Origin of the sequence: Ruegeria sp. HKCCD6119 (assembly GCF_013110585.1) — a bacterium.
Lineage (GTDB): Bacteria > Pseudomonadota > Alphaproteobacteria > Rhodobacterales > Rhodobacteraceae > Ruegeria.
The window spans coordinates 1-17,770 of sequence record NZ_WVQV01000018.1 but is presented as its reverse complement, the minus strand read 5'-3'; the positions used below and the strand labels follow the sequence as shown (position 1 = coordinate 17,770).

Below are 17,770 nucleotides of genomic sequence, written 5' to 3'. Positions count from 1 at the left end.
CGAATGGGTGGTTTGAAAAGCGGAAGGCCGCCCTCTGCGGCCCTCCGGGTGGTCAGGTTAACCCCAGCAGAGGTCCATGCCTTCTTTGACCGAGATCGACTCGACGCCTTCGGCAGGCTTGTCCGTTACAAGCGCCACGCCGGTGTCAAAGAAATCCTTGCCAGGCGTGTTTTCAGGCTTCACGCCTTCGTCCGCCCATTTCTTGACGGCCTCAACACCCAGCGATGCCATCAACAGCGGGTATTGCTGCGACGTCGCGCCGATAACACCATCGGCAACGTTTTGGACACCCGGGCAGCCTCCGTCCACGGAAACGATGAGCACGTCATTTTCGCGCCCGATGGCTTTCAGCGCCTCGTAGGCACCTGCCGCGGCAGGTTCGTTGATGGTGTGAACAACGTTGATCGTGGGATCTTTGGCCAGAAGGTTTTCCATCGCGCGGCGACCACCTTCTTCGTTGCCGGCAGTGACATCACTTCCGACCAGTCGTGGGTCATCTTCATCACCGATTACGTTCGGGTCCGCCAGATCGACACCAAAGCCTTGCAGGAAACCCTGATTGCGCAGCACATCCACTGTCGGCTGACTGACGGCAAGATCCAGTGTCGCGATCTTGGCGTCGTTGGCCGCGTCGCCCAGCGTGGCTTTGGCCCATTGTCCAATCAGCAGCCCGGCAAGGAAATTGTCCGTGGCAAAGGTTGCGTCAGCCGAGTCAATGGGTTCCAGCGGCGTATCCAGAGCGATAACCAGAACACCTGCATCCCGCGCCTGCTTCACGGCCGGAACGATGGATGATGTGTCCGAGGCCGTCAACAGAATGCCCTTGGCGCCGTCCAGAATGCAGGTCTCAATGGCTTGCACCTGCGTTTCATGGTCACCGTCAACTTTGCCTGCAAAGGCTTTGAGCGTCATTCCCAGCTCTTCCGCCTTCGCTGTCGCACCTTCCTTCATTTTGACAAAGAACGGGTTGGTGTCTGTCTTGGTGATCAGACAAACGGTTTCGCCTTCCGCCATTGCACTGCCAGCCATGGCAGTAACCCCGAGCGCAGCAGCACCCGCAAGTCTTGCAAGTTTCATCGATTATCCTCCCAGTTTTTCCTGTGCCGTACAGGGCACGAAGGCGATCAGGCAAAAACCCTGATCCCATAAGAAACAATCACAAGATTCGAAATTTGAGTCAATAAATAAATCACTCTTATTTATTATTGACAGGGCGGGCGGGCTTTCTCATTCTTCAGCAGGAAAGGGGTGGTCGTGCCGGAAAATTCATCTCGGAAAAATTCGATTGGCCTGCACGGGTCAGAGGTGCGCGGAACCAATCAAAGCGGGATGCGGGCCCGGAACGAACGGCTGGTGTTGTCGCTTGTCCGGCGTCATCAGGCTCTTGCTAAGTCCGAGATTGCGCGCATGACCGGACTGTCGGCGCAAACCGTTTCCGTCATCATGCGGCTGCTTGAGAAGGACGGTTTGCTTTTGCGCGGTGAGCCGGTCCGCGGGAAAGTCGGGCAACCTTCCGTTCCCATGCGCCTCAACCCGGATGGTGCGTTTTTCTTTGGGCTCAAGGTCGGGCGCCGCAGTACCGAGCTGGTATTGACTGACTTTGTCGGAAATGTGCGGCAACGCGAGCGGCGAACCTATGACTATCCAACGCCAAAAGCCACTTTGGAGTTTTCTATACAGAGTCTGGGGAAAATGATGTCATCCATGTCGCCCGAGGCCAAAGGCAGGATTGCGGGTCTTGGAATTGCCATGCCGTTCTACCTGTGGGACTGGGCCCAGACCCTTCAGGTTCCTCAGGAAGAAATGGACCCGTGGCGCGTATCAGACCTGAAGGCTGACCTGGCGCGTCGCCTCGATATGCCGGTTTTTCTGCAAAATGACGCCACTGCGGCTTGTGGGGCGGAATTGGTATTCGGTCCGGCCGATGGACCAAGGGATTTCCTGTACTTCTATATCGGGTTTTTTATTGGCGGCGGTGTGGTTCTCAATGGTGCGATCTTTTCCGGGCGTGGAAACTCGGGCGCAATCGGCCCCCTACCTGTACCGGATGGTGCGGGTGGTGTCAGACCGCTTATCGACGTGGCCAGCCTGTATGTTCTCGAGCGTGCAATCACCACAGCAGGGGTAACGTCGCATTCCATTTGGGAAACGACCCAGCGTTGGGATGTGCCAAAAATTCAACTGGAAAACTGGTTGAAACGGACGGCAAGCGGGATTGCTTATGCGATTGTCTCATCCTGTAGCCTGATAGATTTCGAATGCGTGAAGATTGACGGCTGGATGCCGCAGGACATCAAGGCGCGTTTGGTTGAAATGGTCGAAGACAAACTGTCCGAGCTGAACCTGACCGGTCTCGAGCACCCCGTGGTGCTGGCAGGGACCGTGGGCCCGGATGCACGCTCACTGGGCGCGGCAAGCCTGCCATTGTCGGAAAGGTATCTTTCAGAAGCTTAGATGTGAAATCACCCTGTTGCCTTGGATATTTCACAAACCGGTTCACTCTCGCAAACTGCCGAGCTCATAATTTTCGATGGTCGTAACACATTTTCGTTGACGGAAGGCTGAGTTGTCTGGCATGCCGCTCGGCATGTCCGGTTCCGGGGCTTGCTCTGGAATCAATAGGGAATGCGGTGCGGGCTCAGGCCCAATTCCGCAACTGCACCCGCAACTGTAAGCGGCGAGCAGGGCTGAAACGCCACTGGGGTTTGCCCCGGGAAGGCCAGTCCAACGCTTTGACCCGCAAGTCAGGATACCTGCCGGACATGTGTCCTCATAAGGGGCACTCCTAATCGGCGACGGGATGTGCGTCGTACCAGGATGCCTGAAAGGGTGATTTGGCGTTGAATGTCCCGTAGTCAAAACGAATTTCGCGCCGGGATTGGCGCGACGGGACAAGGACGACTGTTCATGAAAACGCTGCTCAGCGCAGCCGTTGCCGCGGTGGCTCTTCCCGCCATCGCAGATGCGCATTTTCTTTTGGAATACACTACCGATACCATGATCCAGAAACCGGGCGATGTGCCGGTCAAGCTGATTTTCTGGCATCCGTTCGAGAACGGCCACGTCATGGATCTTGAAAAGCCGCAGGAATTCTATGTGATCCACAACGGTGAAAAGACCGATTTGCTGGACACGTTGGAGCCTATCCGGTTCACCGGCGGGGAAAACGAGGGCGTGGCGTTCAAAGGCAGTGTCCCGGTCAAACGGTCGGGCGACTATGTGCTGGTGACGGTTCCTCAGCCTTATTACGAGGAATCCGAAGACATCTATATCCAACAGCTCACCAAAGCCTTCCTGAACCGCAACGAATTGCCGACCGACTGGATGAATCCCGTAGGTTTGCCGACCGAGATTATCCCGCTGAACAAGCCGACCAACATCATCGCGGGTTCGACTTTCACGGGCCGTGTGCTGGCTGATGGTCAGCCGGTTGCGGGGGTCGAAATCGAGATCGAGTACATGGCCGCCGAGCCCGACATGGAAAGTTCGGCCGCTTCTGCACCGAAAGTCTCTCCGATGCCGGGTGGTGCGGTGGTCGCCATATCTGACGACAACGGGTATTTCTCGTTCGGCGTTCCAAATGCCGGTTACTGGGGTTTCGCAGCACTTGGTTCCGGTCCGGCAACCGAACATGAGGGCAAAGAACTCAGCCAGGATGCGGTCATCTGGATTCGCTCCTGGGATCTGGAGTAACCCAAGATGCACATCGTCGACGGAGCCCTTTCCAACCCAGTTGTAATTGGCGGCGCCATAGCCGCCGCGGGCGGGATCGCCATGGGTCTCAGGTCTCTGGATCTTGATCGCATCCCCACTGCGGGCGTGCTGTCAGCCAGTTTCTTCGTGGCATCGTTGATCCACGTACCCATTGGTCCGTCGTCGGTCCATCTGATCCTCAACGGCATGGCCGGGCTGCTGCTTGGTTGGGCCGCATTCCCGGCTTTGTTCGTCGGGCTTTTGTTACAGGCGGTCTTTTTCGGCTTTGGCGGGTTGACGGTGCTGGGGATCAACACCGTCAATATCGCCCTGCCCGCGGTGGTGGCCGGAATGCTGTTCGGTCGTCTGATCGCGCGCGGGACACCTTTGCATGGTGCGATTTGGGGTGGTGTCGGCGGCGCATTTGCAATTGCGGCGACAACCGGCATGGTCGCGATTTCCCTGGCGCTGTCGGGGGATGAGTTCCTGCCCGCTGCCAAGCTTGTTTTCTTCGCCCATATTCCAGTCATGGCCATCGAGGCGATTTTGACCGGGTTCGCCGTGTTGTTGGCGCGCAAGGTCAAGCCCGAACTGTTTTTCAGAGGAGCAACCACATGAAGCATCTGGTTGTCATACTGGCTGTGTGCTGTGCGCCCGTGCCTGCCCTGGCGCACAAGGTCATAGCCGGCGTTTTCGAGTCGGGAGACGTGATCGAGGGCGAGATCGGCTTTTCCAACGGTGATATGGCAAGCGGGACCGAGGTCATTGTCACCGGCCCGGACGGGGCCGAGCTGGGTCGATCGGTCACGGATGCGGACGGTTTCTTTGTCTACACGCCGACCTCGGCCGTGGCGCACACCTTCTTTGCCGACCTTGGCGCCGGGCATGTGGCCGAAGTCACGATGTCTGCCGAAGATGTCGCGCGGGTCATGGGCGTTGCCGTGGCAGAAAACGGTGACTCATCTTCGGCTGCTTTGACACCGGCCAGCGGTTCGGCGGCTTCTCTCAGCGTCGAAGAACAGCAGGTTATCGCCAAAGCCGTGCGTGATGAATTGCGCCCGCTCAGGCGCGAGATTGCGGCCTATCGCGAACAGAATGACCTGCAAACCATCCTTGGCGGGATCGGGTACATCGTTGGTCTGTTCGGTCTGGGCTTTTACATGGCGGCCCGCCGCAAGCTGGCGTCCTGATGGCACACGTTCTGGGGCACCAAGAAAAAACACTGGCCGAAGCCGGTGACGGGCCGGACGGTCTGATCAGCCAGCTGGATCCCCGGATGCGTATCGTCATGGCGGTTGCTTTTGCTGTCGTGACCGTGGCGCTGTCATCCCTCGGCGCGCTTTGCGCGGCGCTGACAGTGTCGCTTTCGCTTCTGATAGTTTCCCGTCTGCCGTGGCGAAAGACGTTGAAGCGAATGGCCATGATGGATGGGTTCATCCTGTTCATGCTGGTCCTGCTGCCCTTTTCCATGCCCGGAGCCCCGATGTTCACGCTTTGGGGATTCCCCGCAAGCTGGCAGGGTTTCTGGAAAGCGGTCGAGATTGCTTTGACCGCCAATGCCGTGATCCTGTCCCTGATGGTTTTGGTCGGCACGATGGAGCCAGTCACTCTGGGTCACGCCTTGCATCGTCTGCGGTGCCCGGAAAAGTTGGTTTACCTGCTGATGTTCACGATCCGGTATATCGAGGTGTTGCGGGAAGAATACCTGCGCTTGCGCGCGGCCATGAAGGTGCGCGGTTTTCGGCCAGCAACAAACTGGCACACATATCGCAGCTTTGGCTACCTTGTGGGCATGATGCTTGTGCGCGCGATCGAAAGATCGGAACGCATCCTGGCCGCGATGAAGTGCCGGGGGTTTTCCGGGCGTATGCCGTTGCTTCAGGAATTTGCCCTGACCCGCGCGGACATTGTGTTTGCGGCTGGCTTCAGCGGTCTCTGCCTGGGTCTGATCATTCTGGAATTCGCATGACACTGATCGCGCTAGAAGACATCTGTTTTTCCTACCCCGGCCAGCCACCCGTTCTGGACGGGGCCAGCCTGAGCCTGAATGCCGGGCAGCGCCTGTCTCTGACGGGTCCGAACGGTGCGGGAAAATCGACGCTCCTGCGCATCACGCTTGGGTTGCAGCGCCCGAGTTCTGGCACCGTCACCGTTTTTGGTCAGAAACGCGTGGAAGAGGCCGATTTCCACGAAGTGCGCCGCCGGGTGGGGCTTGTATTTCAGGATGCGGACGATCAGCTGTTCTGCCCGACCGTCGCCGAAGACATCGCCTTTGGGCCGCTCAATCTGGGCAAGACCCGTGACGAAGCGCTTGCCATTGTCGACAAAGTTCTGGGCGATCTGGACCTGATACACCTGAAGAACCGCATCACACACAAATTGTCAGGCGGTGAAAAACGGCTGGTGACATTGGCGACGGTTCTGGCGATGGATCCCGAAGTGCTGTTGCTGGACGAACCGACGAATGCGCTGGATACGAAAAACGAAGCGCGCCTGCTGGAAATCTTGCGCGCGTTGCCACAGGCGATTCTGCTTGTCAGTCATTCGCCGACGTTCCGCTTGGAATTGGCACCCGATGAACTGGATCTTCGCGACGGGAAGCTGGTGCCGGTCTGAACTGTTCCCGCGATAACCGGACATGGTGGTTTCAGAAATGCAATCACACCGCCTGAGCCTGGCCATGAATCCGACAGCAAGCCCAGTGCGTCGTCAGGCCTCGGTTATGTGCGCTTACGGCTCATCGGCCCATATCTGACCGCCCATGCCCGAAAAGACCCGCGTTTGCGCCTGTCCTGTTTCACAGGTTGCCTGGATTGCGCACCGCCTTTGCGGTTGAATTCGAACACGTCGATTATCCGCTCGGCACAGCCACAGGCTTCGCCCATGCCGACTTTGGCGAAGTAGAATTTCTCGAAACGTTCCGGGTTTTGCATGGCTGACCTCCTGAATGCATTGAACCTCATGAAGGGTGCTCTGCCAAATCACTTTCCTGCATTTCAGGCAGCCGCGCTATGGCGCGGCGAACTCGTTTCCTGTCCAGACATTGTCCAGTTGATTGAAGACCGGTGAGGTGATGAGCATTTCAGCGGAATAAAGCAGTTGCAGCTCATCCGCAAACCGCGTGACGCCCGGCACAAGCCCGGTGATATTGCGCCATTCAGCCCAGGTTCCGGGATTTGACAGGCTGGTCGGATTGCCGGGATCAGCGGGCTGGTGCCACCCGGCGGCGTTCAGCAGCGGCGTGAGCGCAAAGCGCGCATCATTGCTGTCGACCTCGGTACAGGCAGCGGCATCGCATTCCCAACTGGTCCAGTCCGCCGCCGCGATGGTTCCGGCGATCGGAGCGGCGGCGTCGATGACCCGAACCAATACCTCGAAACCGCCACCAGCAGTCGGGCGGCTGAGCGACAGGGGATCGGTTGCCACGGCGTGCAAAGCCGCAGTTGGCGCCAGGCTGAGTGTTCGGCCGATCAGAGCCAGCTGCGCAGAGCCGTCTGTTGCGGGAGCAGACCCCGCAGCAGGCAGTGTTCTGACAGGTGTCAAAATCGGAACCGCGCCACCACGGATCGTGATTTCCTGCACCGCATTGTCAAAGGCCGGAACAAAGTCGCTGCGGATCGTATAGGTCAACGGGAAGCTGGGTTGTTGTGGCCCCGCAGGTCGGGCGCCATCACGGGTGACAAAGGACAGCGGTGGAACGGCACCGGGCTGTGGCAGCGAAATCTGCGGCCCCGCTATGCCCAGAGCGGCTGCGATCATGCGCGCGCGCTGTTCGGCCTCTCCATACTCGCTCAGCAGATTTATGTAGCCGCCGATCTCGGTGATATTGCGCGGCGCAGGGATGCGGGATGGGGCAATGTCGCCAGCGATGGCCAGCCTGTGGGCTATAACCTCTCGGGCGCGCTGAATCGCCGGGGAATTGGTGGTTTCAAGAATATTGATGATGGCCTCGGCAAGGCTTTCATCGATGCCCGGTTCGGGGGTTGCATTTGTGCTGGTGTCAGTCATCGTCGTCCTCCGCTGGGGCGCTCAGGCCATTGAGGAAATCCAGTACGGATTGGCTGCCGGCCTTGGTTGCGCTGCCGTCATCCGCATCCGTATTGGCTTTGGTAAAGGCCCCGAAAAGCTTGGCCAGAAGCAACGTGTTGGAAGGATTGGCCAGAGCCGCAGCACCACCGGGGAAATCCTTGAACAGGTTTTGAACGAAACCGGCCCGGTTGCCATCCGGTTGCCCGCCAATCAGCGCAGAAACTCCCGAAGCGTTCTTGGCGATATCCTCAAACCCCTTGAGCTTTGCGGCATTGTCGGCAGCTGTCTTTTTCTTCTCGGCGGCTTGCTTTTTGGCTTCTTCCTCTTTGCGGGCCGCAGCGATCTCTTGCCCCTTGCCCGCAAGCTCAGTGGCCTTGCCGACAAGCTCTTTGGTCAGATCCGTCGCCGTGTCTATGGCTTTGTCCCGACCGGCGGCGACCGATTGCGTTTCAAGGGCCAGTTGCGCCTGCAACTCTTTCAGGCCCGTCAGATCGGTTCCCGCCCGTGCAAGATCAGGCGCGGCTTTGAGGATCTCGGCCAGTTGCGAAGTGGGCACGGCCTGGCCTGTACCAATGTCGCCACCGGCGATGGTGAGCGTGTTCGAAGGTTGATTGGCCGGCAGGTCTGATGGCGCACGGGCGCCAAAGATCGCATCGCTGTCCGCGGGCAGGACCGGCGTGTCGCCGACCGGGGGTGGCGTCGGGCTGTCCTGCCAGTTCCAGAAGCGGCGATGGTCGATCATCTCGCAGGAATTGCAGCGGCCCAGAACGGCCTCGCCCAACAGGCCCCTGGTCGGCAGCGAGATCGTGCGGCGCGGTGGTCGGAAGTCTTCGCGATGGAAGGCCAGCAGGCTGTCCTGAATGTCGCCGGTCCGCATCTCCATTCTGTCGGCCAGATCGGGCGGGATCGAGAACGGCATGATCATTGCATTGCCATAGAAGCCCAACACCTTGTTCTGGACCGTGCTGAGCAGCGATATCTCGCTTGAGGCGTCATCCAATCCGCCATCGGGCACGCCGATGGTGAAGCGTTCCAGCAGGATGGCCCGTTCCTCATCCGTCATACTGGCCCAGATCACGCGGGAATAGCGAACGGTGTCGGCAACGATATGCTGATACATTTCCTCGATCCGCCGCAGATCACGGCGTGACAACACATCCGGCACTTCCTGTACCGAATAGGGTAGGGTCGCAGGCAAAGCCTGGAATGTGTTGTCGTCGACGATGGTCTGTGCGTCCTCATTCATGCGCGCTTCGAACTCGCTGATCATCGGCGCGCCGACCAGATCGTCGAAATCCGAGCCTGAAATCGTCGTGTGAAGGCTCCGGTTGATGTTGCGTGTGGCGCGATCCAGATCATCCGCATCTTCCAGGTTCGAGATATGTTCCCAAATGTTGAAGATGTTGATCGGGTCCGGGCCGGTATAGAATGAATAGGCAAAAGAGCCCGTCCGCCTGCGCAACTCGACGCGGGCGATGTCGGAACGTTCGACCGAGCGGGGCAACGCCACGGATCCGGTATAAGTCCGCCGGTTGGTTGGATCACGGCGCGCGTCAGCCAGCCGAACCAGCAGGTTTTCGCGTGTCTCGGCAGGCAAGTCATGCAGGTTGTCGATGTCGATCGGCGATCCGGTCAGGGGCACTGGCCCAACGCGGTCGCCATCCTGCGTGAAGATCACCGCGGATATGTCATCATTGGGCATGAAAGTGCCCTGCGCCTCGAAGCTGACGATGTCCTGCGCGACACCCGGAGCATTCTGCGGTGTTGCGTCCTTGTCCGCGTAAAACTCTTCCAACAGTTTGAGGGCGGTGCGGAATCTGCGACGGTTTCGGAATACGCGGCGGAACACGTCTGCGTGGCGCAGGATCACCTTGTACCGGCTCAGCAATCCGGACCGGCTGACATTGCCCGGCAATTGATCGCCTTGCCCCAAACGGCGAAAGCGGATGAGCTGCATGGGAACGAAGACCACCAATTGAACGCCTTCGATCCGCGTTTCCAGGGAAAAGTCGCGCAGAACCTCGAACCATTGCATCGTCATTGCATGACAGTGGTTGCGGTTGGCCACGAATTTTGTCGTCGCCGTCCGCCGATCACTTGCCGTGGCTGTACGAACGCTTGTTCGGGCCGAACTTCGCTTGACCGAAGCGGCCCGTTCCAGCGCGGCCGAGAATGTCTCGTGCGTGTCTGACAGAAAATCGCGTGACGTGTTCTGCGTGTTGGACGAACTGCCTGACGAGTTGGAGCTGGAACGGGCGCCGCTGAAACCGACCCCGCCCACTATGGCCCCGATGCCGCCAAACAGACCGCCACCAATGCCGCCGGCGCCCCCGAAGCTTTTTGTGGACGCCTTGGTCGAGAAAGAGGATGTTCCACGGATCACTTCGTCCAATGCGGTTTCGAATGTGCTGTCGAAAGAGGTGTCGCGCGCCTCTTCGAATTCCTGTTGTTCCTCGAAGGTCAGGCTTTCGCGTTCGCGCACGGTCAGGGTTTCGCGCTGTTCCGACACGACGATCCGTTGCTCTTCGCCCGGGGCAAGCGGCAGGGAATAGACCAGACGCCCCAATGACATTCCGGCGTGAACGGCGGTTGAACGCATCTTGGCGATATAGCCAAGCGCCAGGCTGGAAGCTTTTGGCACATCCTGCGGGCGCTGTTCCAGATCTTCGAAAAAATCCTCGATATCAATGGGTTCGTCAATCGGTATCCGATCGCGGAAATCCCAGTCTCCGCCGTCATTGTTGAATGCGCTCAACAGTGTTTCGGCAGAAAGATTGGCCTGTGCAAAGGTGCCGCCCGGAATTGTCGTGACAAAGCGATTGCCGCCAACGGGGCGGGTGCGAACGATGTTTTTCGGCCCGACAAGCGGGTCGATCAGCCGATAAAGAACCGAATATCGCCGCCGCGAAACCGTGCCTCCTTCGGTTCGGTATTCCGAAGCGCAATCACCTTCGCCCAGAACGATTGGGGCCTGCGTGCCGGCGAAGTCGGATATGTTTTCTTCCGCATCCTCGGGATCCACCGGCAGAATATCGGCAAGCTCACCCAGGATCGAGCGCTGCAAAGGGAGGATGGTGCGATCCAGCACCACGAGGCCCAATTCGCCATCCATTGCATCAATGCGCGGCACTGCCTCGGTCAGAGTGGTGTTCTGCCCGCGAATCCGCAATCTGAGGCCATTTTGCGGCAGGCGCAGATTGGGCAGATCAAGCGAAAACAGGCCCCGCGCATCCGTTACGGCGGCTTTTACAGCCCATGGAAAATCCGCGTTGTCGATGCCTTCACTGGCGGTAAAGGTTGGGCGCAGCGCTTCAACGATTACCCGCTCGGCAGGGGTGCCGTCGGGATTGATCAGTTCACCGCGCAGTTTCGGGGCAAGGGTTGGGACGACAGCGCCCAGAAACCCGTCGGCCAGATCCTTGCGTATGGTTTCAAGCTGACGAAAGACGGCACCGGTGGACTGAACGCGCTGATCGACCAGATCGTTGATCACCTCAGCAGACAGGTCAATGCCGACACCACGGCGCAGCGCCTTGAGCTTCTCGGCTTCGACGCGCCTGAGATCGTCAAGGCTGTCAGCCGTAAAACCGGCCGATCCCGAGAGTTCCGCCGAGATCGTGGGATTGGGTCGAGAGGTCGGAAGGGACAGTGTAATGCGCGGGGGCTCACTGCTGGAGTCGGACATGAAGTCACCTCGTAGGAAAGCGCTGCAAGAAACTGAGTGCCGGGAAAAATCAAATCTCGAAAGTTGACCCAACGTAACATGTTTCAGGGATTCGCAAAAGAAAGGCCCGGGCCCGCCTTCTCCGCGACGCGTTTCGAACGCAGGATCCAAAATGCCTTGCAGCAATGGATCTGGTGATTACTTCGTGAAACCGGTTGCCTTTAGCTTCTGCGCCAGCAGGCTCATATGCTTGTAAATTTCACCTGCATCGCGGTGCCACGCCGCTACATCCGCGCCCTGCTGGGCAACGACCTCTGCGTCCCCTCTTGCCGCCGGACCGGTCAGAGCAGAATGCGGGCCAAGAAGGTTAACGTTTTCGACTGTGCTGCTCAACAAACCAGCGTTGAGCTTGCGGGCAGTTTCGTCCGGCACGCCGGCCTCGGCCCACGCTTCGCGGGCGATGGCCTGCAAGACAACGGCGAAGTTGTTCGATATCACAGCGGCTGCATGATACAGGCTTTTGCTTTCAGACCGGATGGGAAAACAGGTGGCTCCCAATCCCTCCAGAAGCTGCTGAATGAACGCTGTGGCGTCTTCATCGCCTTCCAACCCGCACAGCGCCTCTTTGAATTGCGCGGCAGCGGCCTGTGGATCGGCGAAAGACAGGACGGGATGAACGCTGGCCAGAGACCATGAGAGGCTTCGCAACGGCGCCAGGTGCTCGGCAGGATAATAGCCGCTGCAATGGAAAGCCACTGAAGGCTTCCCGGTTTTTTCTTGGTTTTCGAACGCCTCTTTCAATTCGTGGGCCACCGCAGAAATTTGCGTGTCGGGTACTGAGAGGATCCACAGATCAGCTGGCCGCAGATCGGCATAGCTTGCGGCAACGCGCCCGGTTTTGGACAACTGGGCGGCTTCATTTGCCGACCGAAAGGATGTGCTCAGAATATCCTGGATCCGGCAGCCATCAGTGCCATCCAGAAGGCTGATCAGCGTTTTGCCAACCCGCCCGGCACCGACAACGTTAATTTTGATTTCAGTCATCTGGGCTCTCTGTTCTTGTCGTTTAGTCCGCCCCACGGTGGGACGAATAGAAAAACGCAATGGCTTGAGTTCTGTTTTTGACGTTCAGCTTCTCATAGATATTGGACAGGTGGAACTTGACCGTGTTGGTGGATATCTGAAGTTCCTTGGACAGTTCCCGGTTCGACATCCCCTGTGCCAGGGCCTCCAAAATGGCGCGTTCCTTGCGCGACAGGCTTTGAATCGGATCCTGTTTCATCTTCCGGACGTCGATGAACGGAAACACCATCTTGCCTGCTGCCACTTCGGTGCAGGTCTCAAGAAGGCCTTCGACCTCGCCCGAGCGGGCAGCAAATCCAGCGGCGCCCGCCTGCATCGCCAATCGCGGGACATCCCCAGAGGTATCGCCATAGATGACAAAGCGCGGTGCATCGGCCTGATCGCGCAGCACCTCGATCAGTTTTGCGGCGCCCAGGGCCGGAAGCGTCCAGTCCACGACACCGACCTGAACGGGTATCCGCATCACCGTTCCCAAAAACCCTTCTGCCGTTGCCGACGTGGCGACCAGAGAGAATCGGGGATCACGTTCGAAAATTTCCGACATGGCCGACAGAACCAGCGGGTTGCTGTCCGCAAGCATGATGTCGATGGGTTTGTCCGATGTCTCAACCATATGATTTTGCCCATATTTTACAAAATACTACCCAAAAGGGTGGGGTAGATTTCGGTATACCGCCGTATTTTTGCCAAAACGGGTAGGTAATTACCCACACTATTAGCCATCCAAAAGCAGTAGTAAGTTACGTTGCGCCATCCGGCAAGCTCGCGTTTTCTGATCGGTATCTTGAACCATCAGGCCGCAATGCCCGGCCAACAGCCGAGGATGTCAGACCATGACCTTTCAGATTTTCCCTCCGCTCGAAATTCCCGAGACCCTTGCCGCAGGGCCGGGGCCGGGCAATACGGATGTGCGTGTCCTGAAAGCCTTCGCCGGCGCAGGGGTCGCCGATCACATGCAAGGCGATGTCCTCAGGGGCATGATCGAATGCAAGCACATGCTGCGGAAAATCTGGGGCACCCGGAACGCTTACACCTTCGCTGTCGCGGGCACCGGATGGAGCGCGCTGGACACCATGTTCTCGGCCGTCATGCCCGGTGACAAGGTTGTTGCATTCACCAACGGCACATTCTCGGGGATCGACGCGTTGACGCTGCGGATCAAGGCGGCAACGCCCGCCGAGCACGCAGCCAGCCCGCTTGACCCACAGGCGGCGAGTGTCACGGTAGTCGAGGTTCCACATGGCCAGCCGGTGACTGCTGAACTGATTGAAGCGACTCTGGCCGAGCACAAGCCGAAATGGGCCTTCATGGCGCATTGGGAAACCGGATCGGGCAGGGTGAACGATCTGCGCGGTTTCTCGGACGCATGTGAACGTCATGACACCATGGGGCTGATCGATGCGGTCTCGTCTCTGGGTGTCGAAGACTTTGCGATCGATGACTATCCGGGTGTGGCAGGCTGGGCATCTTGCCCGCAGAAAGGCCTGTGCTGCTTGCCGCTGACCTATGCCCCTGTCAGCTTTACCGATGCCTATATCGAGGCACTGAAATCCACAGGTGCTTATACCTATGTGCACAATCCTATCTTCGAGGCCCGCCACTGGGGCATCGTCGATGGGCAGGACGTGGAAAAGGGCACCTATCACCGGACCCATTCCGGATATGCGGTTGCGGCGTTCCACGAGTCATTGCGTCTGACCTTGCAGGAAGGTCTGGCCAAGCGGTCGATGTCTTACCGGACGCATGAAAAGGTTCTTCGGGACGCGGTGACCGAGATGGGGTGCGAGGTCACCTCGGACATGCCCAGCCTGATCGTTCTCAACCTGCCTTCCGCGCTTTCTGGCCGCGAGATGGAACTGGTGCAGAACTGCCGCGCCCGCGGGTTTGGCATCTGGCCCACCTTGAGCGAACCGGTGCAGGTGCGCATCGGCATCCTAAATCAATTGAATCGCGAGGCCGTCAGCCGAATTGTGCGCCTGTTCGCCGAAGCCATTCGTGAGCTGGGGGGAGAGGTCGATCAAGACGCGATCGAAGCTCTGCTGGAAAGCCGTTACGGCACTTCAATAGCTGCTTAAACAGGAGCGCATCAGATGGATATCCACGAATACCAGGCGAAAGAAGTTCTTTCGAAATTCGGCGTCGACGTGCCCGCCGGCGCGCTTGCCTACAGTCCAGAACAGGCGGCCTATCGGGCGCGCGAACTGGGTGGCGACAAATGGATTGTCAAGGCGCAGGTCCATGCAGGCGGGCGCGGCAAGGCCGGAGGGGTCAAGCTCTGCAACAGCGAAAACGAAATCTACAAGGCTTGCGATGATCTGTTCGGTCGCAAACTGGTGACGCATCAAACGGGTCCTGACGGCAAGGGCATCTATCGTGTCTACGTCGAAGCCGCAGTGCCGATTGACCGGGAAATCTACCTTGGCTTTGTTCTGGATCGCTCCAGCCAGCGGGTGATGATCGTCGCCTCGTCCGAAGGCGGGATGGAGATCGAAGACATCTCGGCCGACCGCCCCGACAGCATTGTCAGGTCCATCGTTGAACCGGCTGTCGGGCTTCAGGAGTTTCAGGCCCGTGAAATCGCCTTCAATCTTGGGGTTGAAGCCAAACTGATCCAGCAAATGGTGCGGACGCTGCAGGGCTGTTATGCCGCCTTCAGCAATCTTGACGCCACGATGGTCGAAATCAATCCGCTGGTCATCACCGGTGACGACCGGGTGCTGGCGCTGGATGCCAAGATGAGCTTTGACGACAACGCTCTGTTCCGCCACCCGCAGATCGCCGAACTGCGCGACAAAAGCCAGGAAGACCCGCGCGAAAGCCGCGCTGCGGATCGCGGGCTGTCTTATGTCGGGCTTGACGGCAATATCGGTTGCATCGTCAACGGGGCCGGTCTGGCGATGGCCACCATGGACACGATCAAGCTGGCAGGCGGCGAGCCTGCAAATTTCCTCGACATCGGCGGTGGCGCGTCGCCTGAACGGGTGGCCAAGGCGTTCCGGCTGGTCCTGTCGGATGACAATGTTCAGGCCATTCTGGTCAACATTTTCGCCGGTATCAACCGCTGCGACTGGGTGGCTGAAGGAGTCGTTCAGGCGTTGAAGGAACTTGACCTCGATATTCCCGTCGTCGTGCGGCTGGCCGGCACCAATGTCGAAGAAGGCCAGAAAATTCTTGCCAAATCGGGCCTGCCGATCATTCGCGCCACGACGCTGATGGAGGCGGCAGAACGCGCTGTGGGCGCTTGGAAAAACGACCTTACTCAGGGCACCAAAATGAGGGTTGTGTAATGAGCATTCTTCTCGATCGTGACACGCGTGTCATCGTGCAGGGCATCACCGGGCGCATGGCGCGGTTCCACACCAAGGACATGTTGAACTATGGCACAAACGTGGTGGGTGGCGTCGTGCCCGGCAAGGGGGGCGAAACCGTCGAAGGCGTTCCGGTTTTTGACACCGTCAAACAGGCCGTCGAAGCCACCGGCGCCGATGCCAGCCTGGTCTTCGTACCGCCCCCGTTTGCGGCGGATTCCATCATGGAGGCCGCCGATGCGGGCATCCGCTATTGCGTTTGCATCACCGACGGCATTCCGGCACAGGACATGATCCAGGTGAAACGGTACATGTATCGCTATCCGAAAGAGAAACGCATGGTTCTGACCGGTCCGAACTGTGCCGGCACCATCTCGCCCGGAAAAGCTTTGTTGGGCATCATGCCGGGGCATATCTATCTTCCCGGACATGTGGGGATCATCGGCCGTTCGGGGACATTGGGATATGAGGCGGCGGCCCAGTTGAAAGAGCGCGGGATCGGCGTTTCGACCAGTGTCGGAATCGGGGGCGACCCGATCAACGGATCGTCATTCAAGGACATCCTTCAACGGTTTGAAGACGACGAAGACACGCATGTCATCGCCATGATCGGCGAAATCGGAGGCCCGCAGGAAGCGGAAGCCGCCGAATATATCCGCGACCACATCTCCAAACCGGTGATCGCCTATGTCGCCGGCCTGACCGCTCCGAAAGGCCGTACCATGGGGCACGCGGGGGCGATCATCTCGGCCTTCGGCGAAAGCGCCAGCGAAAAGGTCGAGATCCTGTCCGCCGCAGGTGTCACCGTGGCCGAAAACCCTGCCGTGATCGGTGAGACGATCGCCCGCGTGATGGAGGCTGCGTGATGGTCAAACCATCGGTTCTGGTTACCCGTCGCTGGCCTGCTGCCGTCGAGGCGCAGCTGGCCGAGAACTACAACACCGTTTTGAATACCGGCGACAAACCCATGTCCCCGGCTGAAATCCGGCAAGCGTTGATATCCTATGACGCCGTGCTGCCCACTGTAACGGACACGCTGAGCGCCGAGGCACTGGATGTGCCGGGTGTGCAGACAAAAATCCTTGCCAATTACGGCGTCGGCTACAGCCATATCTGCGAGCCGTCGGCACGCGAGTTGGGTATGACCGTGACCAACACGCCCGACGTTCTGTCTGAGTGCACCGCCGATATCGCCATGACGCTGCTTTTGATGGTGGCGCGTCGGGCGGGTGAGGGCGAACGCGAGCTGCGTGCAGGTCAGTGGACAGGATGGCGGCCCACGCATCTGGTCGGAACCAAGGTCAGCGGCAAGACACTGGGCATCATCGGATATGGCCGCATCGGACAGGAGATGGCCCGCCGTGCGCATCACGGGTTCGGCATGGACGTGCTGGTTTGCAACCGTAGCGCCGTATCGCCCGATGTTCTCGCCGAATGCAACGCAAGACAGGTGGACACCATTGATGACCTGCTGCCGCAATGTGACTTCGTTTCACTGCACTGTCCGGGCGGCGCAGCCAACCGCCATCTGATCAATTCGCGCAGACTTGGCCTGATGAAGCCTGACGCATTTCTGATCAACACCGCACGGGGCGAAGTGATCGATGAATGGGCGCTGATCCAGGCCTTGGTGTTCGACATGATCGGCGGCGCTGCATTGGACGTTTTCGATGGTGAACCGCGGGTCAGCCCGGACCTGTTGCAATGCGACAACCTCGTCATGCTTCCGCATCTGGGCAGCGCGACCCGCGAAGCGCGCGAAGCGATGGGGTTCCGGGTTCTCGACAATCTGAGCGACTTCTTCGACGGCCGCGAACCTCGGGACCGCGTGATCTGAGGCCACCTTCAAACTTCACGCAATGGCGTCCAACGCAGCCGTGGCTGCGTTGCGTTCCTCAATTAGGAGATATGACCAGTGAATGCCCCGCACCGTTCAGACGGATTTTTCACCCAGTCCCTTTCTGATCGTGATCCCGAGCTTTTTGGCTCGATC

General features: G+C 58.9%; 16 protein-coding genes and 1 riboswitch. Of the genes, 10 read left to right on the top strand and 6 right to left on the bottom strand.

All coding sequences use genetic code 11. From position 1 onward, the window contains the following. Positions 1-57: 57 nt before the first annotated feature. On the bottom strand, positions 58-1,077 hold the full coding sequence (locus GS611_RS20505; protein ID WP_171230734.1) for a sugar ABC transporter substrate-binding protein: 1,020 nt from the start codon (positions 1,075-1,077) through the stop codon (positions 58-60). A 252-nt stretch (positions 1,078-1,329) separates the two neighbouring features. Here GS611_RS20505 and GS611_RS20500 point away from each other — a divergent pair, with 252 nt between their 5' ends. The 6 genes from GS611_RS20500 to GS611_RS20475 all read left to right on the top strand — a co-directional run bounded on the left by GS611_RS20500 (position 1,330) and on the right by GS611_RS20475 (position 6,309). Next, the gene (locus GS611_RS20500; RefSeq protein ID WP_171638562.1) at positions 1,330-2,454 is read left to right on the top strand and encodes an ROK family transcriptional regulator; all 1,125 of its coding nucleotides are present in this window, start codon (positions 1,330-1,332) and stop codon (positions 2,452-2,454) included. Positions 2,455-2,575: 121 nt separating this feature from the next. Continuing rightward, a riboswitch (cobalamin riboswitch) is annotated at positions 2,576-2,776 on the top strand. Positions 2,777-2,907: 131 nt separating this feature from the next. Further along, entirely contained in the window at positions 2,908-3,693 is a 786-nt protein-coding gene (locus tag GS611_RS20495) for a DUF4198 domain-containing protein (RefSeq protein WP_171638510.1), read from the top strand. A 6-nt stretch (positions 3,694-3,699) separates the two neighbouring features. Beyond that, a complete protein-coding gene (gene cbiM / locus GS611_RS20490) occupies positions 3,700-4,311 on the top strand; it encodes a cobalt transporter CbiM (protein WP_171638508.1) in 612 nt (203 codons plus the stop codon). After that, the gene (locus GS611_RS20485) at positions 4,308-4,883 is read left to right on the top strand and encodes a cobalt ABC transporter permease (protein WP_171638506.1); all 576 of its coding nucleotides are present in this window, start codon (positions 4,308-4,310) and stop codon (positions 4,881-4,883) included. Before cbiM ends, GS611_RS20485 begins: the two co-directional genes overlap by 4 nt. Further along, on the top strand, positions 4,883-5,662 hold the full coding sequence (gene cbiQ / locus GS611_RS20480) for a cobalt ECF transporter T component CbiQ (RefSeq protein ID WP_171638504.1): 780 nt from the start codon (positions 4,883-4,885) through the stop codon (positions 5,660-5,662). Before GS611_RS20485 ends, cbiQ begins: the two co-directional genes overlap by 1 nt. Further along, the gene (locus GS611_RS20475) at positions 5,659-6,309 is read left to right on the top strand and encodes an energy-coupling factor ABC transporter ATP-binding protein (RefSeq protein ID WP_171638502.1); all 651 of its coding nucleotides are present in this window, start codon (positions 5,659-5,661) and stop codon (positions 6,307-6,309) included. Before cbiQ ends, GS611_RS20475 begins: the two co-directional genes overlap by 4 nt. 104 nt (positions 6,310-6,413) lie before the next feature. Here GS611_RS20475 and GS611_RS20470 read toward each other — a convergent pair whose 3' ends face one another. The 5 genes from GS611_RS20470 to GS611_RS20450 form a co-directional block, all read right to left on the bottom strand. After that, positions 6,414-6,626: a hypothetical protein gene (locus tag GS611_RS20470; protein ID WP_171638500.1), complete on the bottom strand. Its 213-nt coding sequence runs from the start codon at positions 6,624-6,626 to the stop codon at positions 6,414-6,416. A gap of 76 nt (positions 6,627-6,702) precedes the next feature. Then, positions 6,703-7,701, bottom strand: coding sequence for a hypothetical protein (locus GS611_RS20465; protein WP_171638498.1), 999 nt, complete (start codon positions 7,699-7,701; stop codon positions 6,703-6,705). After that, positions 7,694-11,407 carry a hypothetical protein gene (locus tag GS611_RS20460; RefSeq protein ID WP_171638497.1) on the bottom strand — a complete coding sequence of 1,238 codons (3,714 nt, stop codon included), beginning with the start codon at positions 11,405-11,407 and terminating at the stop codon, positions 7,694-7,696. Before GS611_RS20460 ends, GS611_RS20465 begins: the two co-directional genes overlap by 8 nt. 177 nt (positions 11,408-11,584) lie before the next feature. Next, positions 11,585-12,430 carry a Rossmann-like and DUF2520 domain-containing protein gene (locus tag GS611_RS20455; protein ID WP_171638495.1) on the bottom strand — a complete coding sequence of 282 codons (846 nt, stop codon included), beginning with the start codon at positions 12,428-12,430 and terminating at the stop codon, positions 11,585-11,587. Positions 12,431-12,452: 22 nt separating this feature from the next. Next, on the bottom strand, positions 12,453-13,082 hold the full coding sequence (locus GS611_RS20450) for a response regulator transcription factor (protein ID WP_253285150.1): 630 nt from the start codon (positions 13,080-13,082) through the stop codon (positions 12,453-12,455). Between the two features lie 220 nt (positions 13,083-13,302). On the opposite strand from GS611_RS20450, the gene GS611_RS20445 reads away from it, so the two are divergent. From GS611_RS20445 to GS611_RS20430, 4 genes are read left to right on the top strand one after another with little or no spacing between them, the layout of a single operon-like run. Further along, positions 13,303-14,544, top strand: a complete 1,242-nt coding sequence (locus tag GS611_RS20445; RefSeq protein WP_171638493.1) for an aminotransferase class V-fold PLP-dependent enzyme — start codon at positions 13,303-13,305, stop codon at positions 14,542-14,544. Between the two features lie 15 nt (positions 14,545-14,559). Beyond that, the gene (locus tag GS611_RS20440; protein WP_171638491.1) at positions 14,560-15,756 is read left to right on the top strand and encodes a malate--CoA ligase subunit beta; all 1,197 of its coding nucleotides are present in this window, start codon (positions 14,560-14,562) and stop codon (positions 15,754-15,756) included. Continuing rightward, positions 15,756-16,643 carry a succinate--CoA ligase subunit alpha gene (sucD, locus tag GS611_RS20435; RefSeq protein ID WP_171638489.1) on the top strand — a complete coding sequence of 296 codons (888 nt, stop codon included), beginning with the start codon at positions 15,756-15,758 and terminating at the stop codon, positions 16,641-16,643. Before GS611_RS20440 ends, sucD begins: the two co-directional genes overlap by 1 nt. Then, complete coding sequence (locus GS611_RS20430) at positions 16,643-17,614, top strand: D-glycerate dehydrogenase (protein ID WP_171638487.1); 972 nt, start codon at positions 16,643-16,645, stop codon at positions 17,612-17,614. The genes sucD and GS611_RS20430 overlap by 1 nt, the downstream gene beginning before the upstream one ends. The last annotated feature ends 156 nt before the right edge of the window (positions 17,615-17,770 follow it).

What these genes read in the sequence shown, in the direction of transcription:
- GS611_RS20475 (WP_171638502.1), top strand. Translation starts at nt 5,659, where the DNA reads ATGACACTGATCGCGCTAGAAGACATCTGTTTTTCCTACCCCGGCCAG.
- GS611_RS20485 (WP_171638506.1), top strand. Translation starts at nt 4,308, where the DNA reads ATGAAGCATCTGGTTGTCATACTGGCTGTGTGCTGTGCGCCCGTGCCT.
- GS611_RS20500 (WP_171638562.1), top strand. Translation starts at nt 1,330, where the DNA reads ATGCGGGCCCGGAACGAACGGCTGGTGTTGTCGCTTGTCCGGCGTCAT.
- GS611_RS20470 (WP_171638500.1), bottom strand. Translation starts at nt 6,626, where the DNA reads ATGCAAAACCCGGAACGTTTCGAGAAATTCTACTTCGCCAAAGTCGGC.
- GS611_RS20445 (WP_171638493.1), top strand. Translation starts at nt 13,303, where the DNA reads ATGACCTTTCAGATTTTCCCTCCGCTCGAAATTCCCGAGACCCTTGCC.
- GS611_RS20460 (WP_171638497.1), bottom strand. Translation starts at nt 11,407, where the DNA reads ATGTCCGACTCCAGCAGTGAGCCCCCGCGCATTACACTGTCCCTTCCG.
- GS611_RS20455 (WP_171638495.1), bottom strand. Translation starts at nt 12,430, where the DNA reads ATGACTGAAATCAAAATTAACGTTGTCGGTGCCGGGCGGGTTGGCAAA.
- cbiQ (WP_171638504.1), top strand. Translation starts at nt 4,883, where the DNA reads ATGGCACACGTTCTGGGGCACCAAGAAAAAACACTGGCCGAAGCCGGT.
- GS611_RS20505 (WP_171230734.1), bottom strand. Translation starts at nt 1,077, where the DNA reads ATGAAACTTGCAAGACTTGCGGGTGCTGCTGCGCTCGGGGTTACTGCC.
- GS611_RS20430 (WP_171638487.1), top strand. Translation starts at nt 16,643, where the DNA reads ATGGTCAAACCATCGGTTCTGGTTACCCGTCGCTGGCCTGCTGCCGTC.
- GS611_RS20450 (WP_253285150.1), bottom strand. Translation starts at nt 13,082, where the DNA reads ATGGTTGAGACATCGGACAAACCCATCGACATCATGCTTGCGGACAGC.
- GS611_RS20495 (WP_171638510.1), top strand. Translation starts at nt 2,908, where the DNA reads ATGAAAACGCTGCTCAGCGCAGCCGTTGCCGCGGTGGCTCTTCCCGCC.
- GS611_RS20465 (WP_171638498.1), bottom strand. Translation starts at nt 7,701, where the DNA reads ATGACTGACACCAGCACAAATGCAACCCCCGAACCGGGCATCGATGAA.
- GS611_RS20440 (WP_171638491.1), top strand. Translation starts at nt 14,560, where the DNA reads ATGGATATCCACGAATACCAGGCGAAAGAAGTTCTTTCGAAATTCGGC.
- sucD (WP_171638489.1), top strand. Translation starts at nt 15,756, where the DNA reads ATGAGCATTCTTCTCGATCGTGACACGCGTGTCATCGTGCAGGGCATC.
- cbiM (WP_171638508.1), top strand. Translation starts at nt 3,700, where the DNA reads ATGCACATCGTCGACGGAGCCCTTTCCAACCCAGTTGTAATTGGCGGC.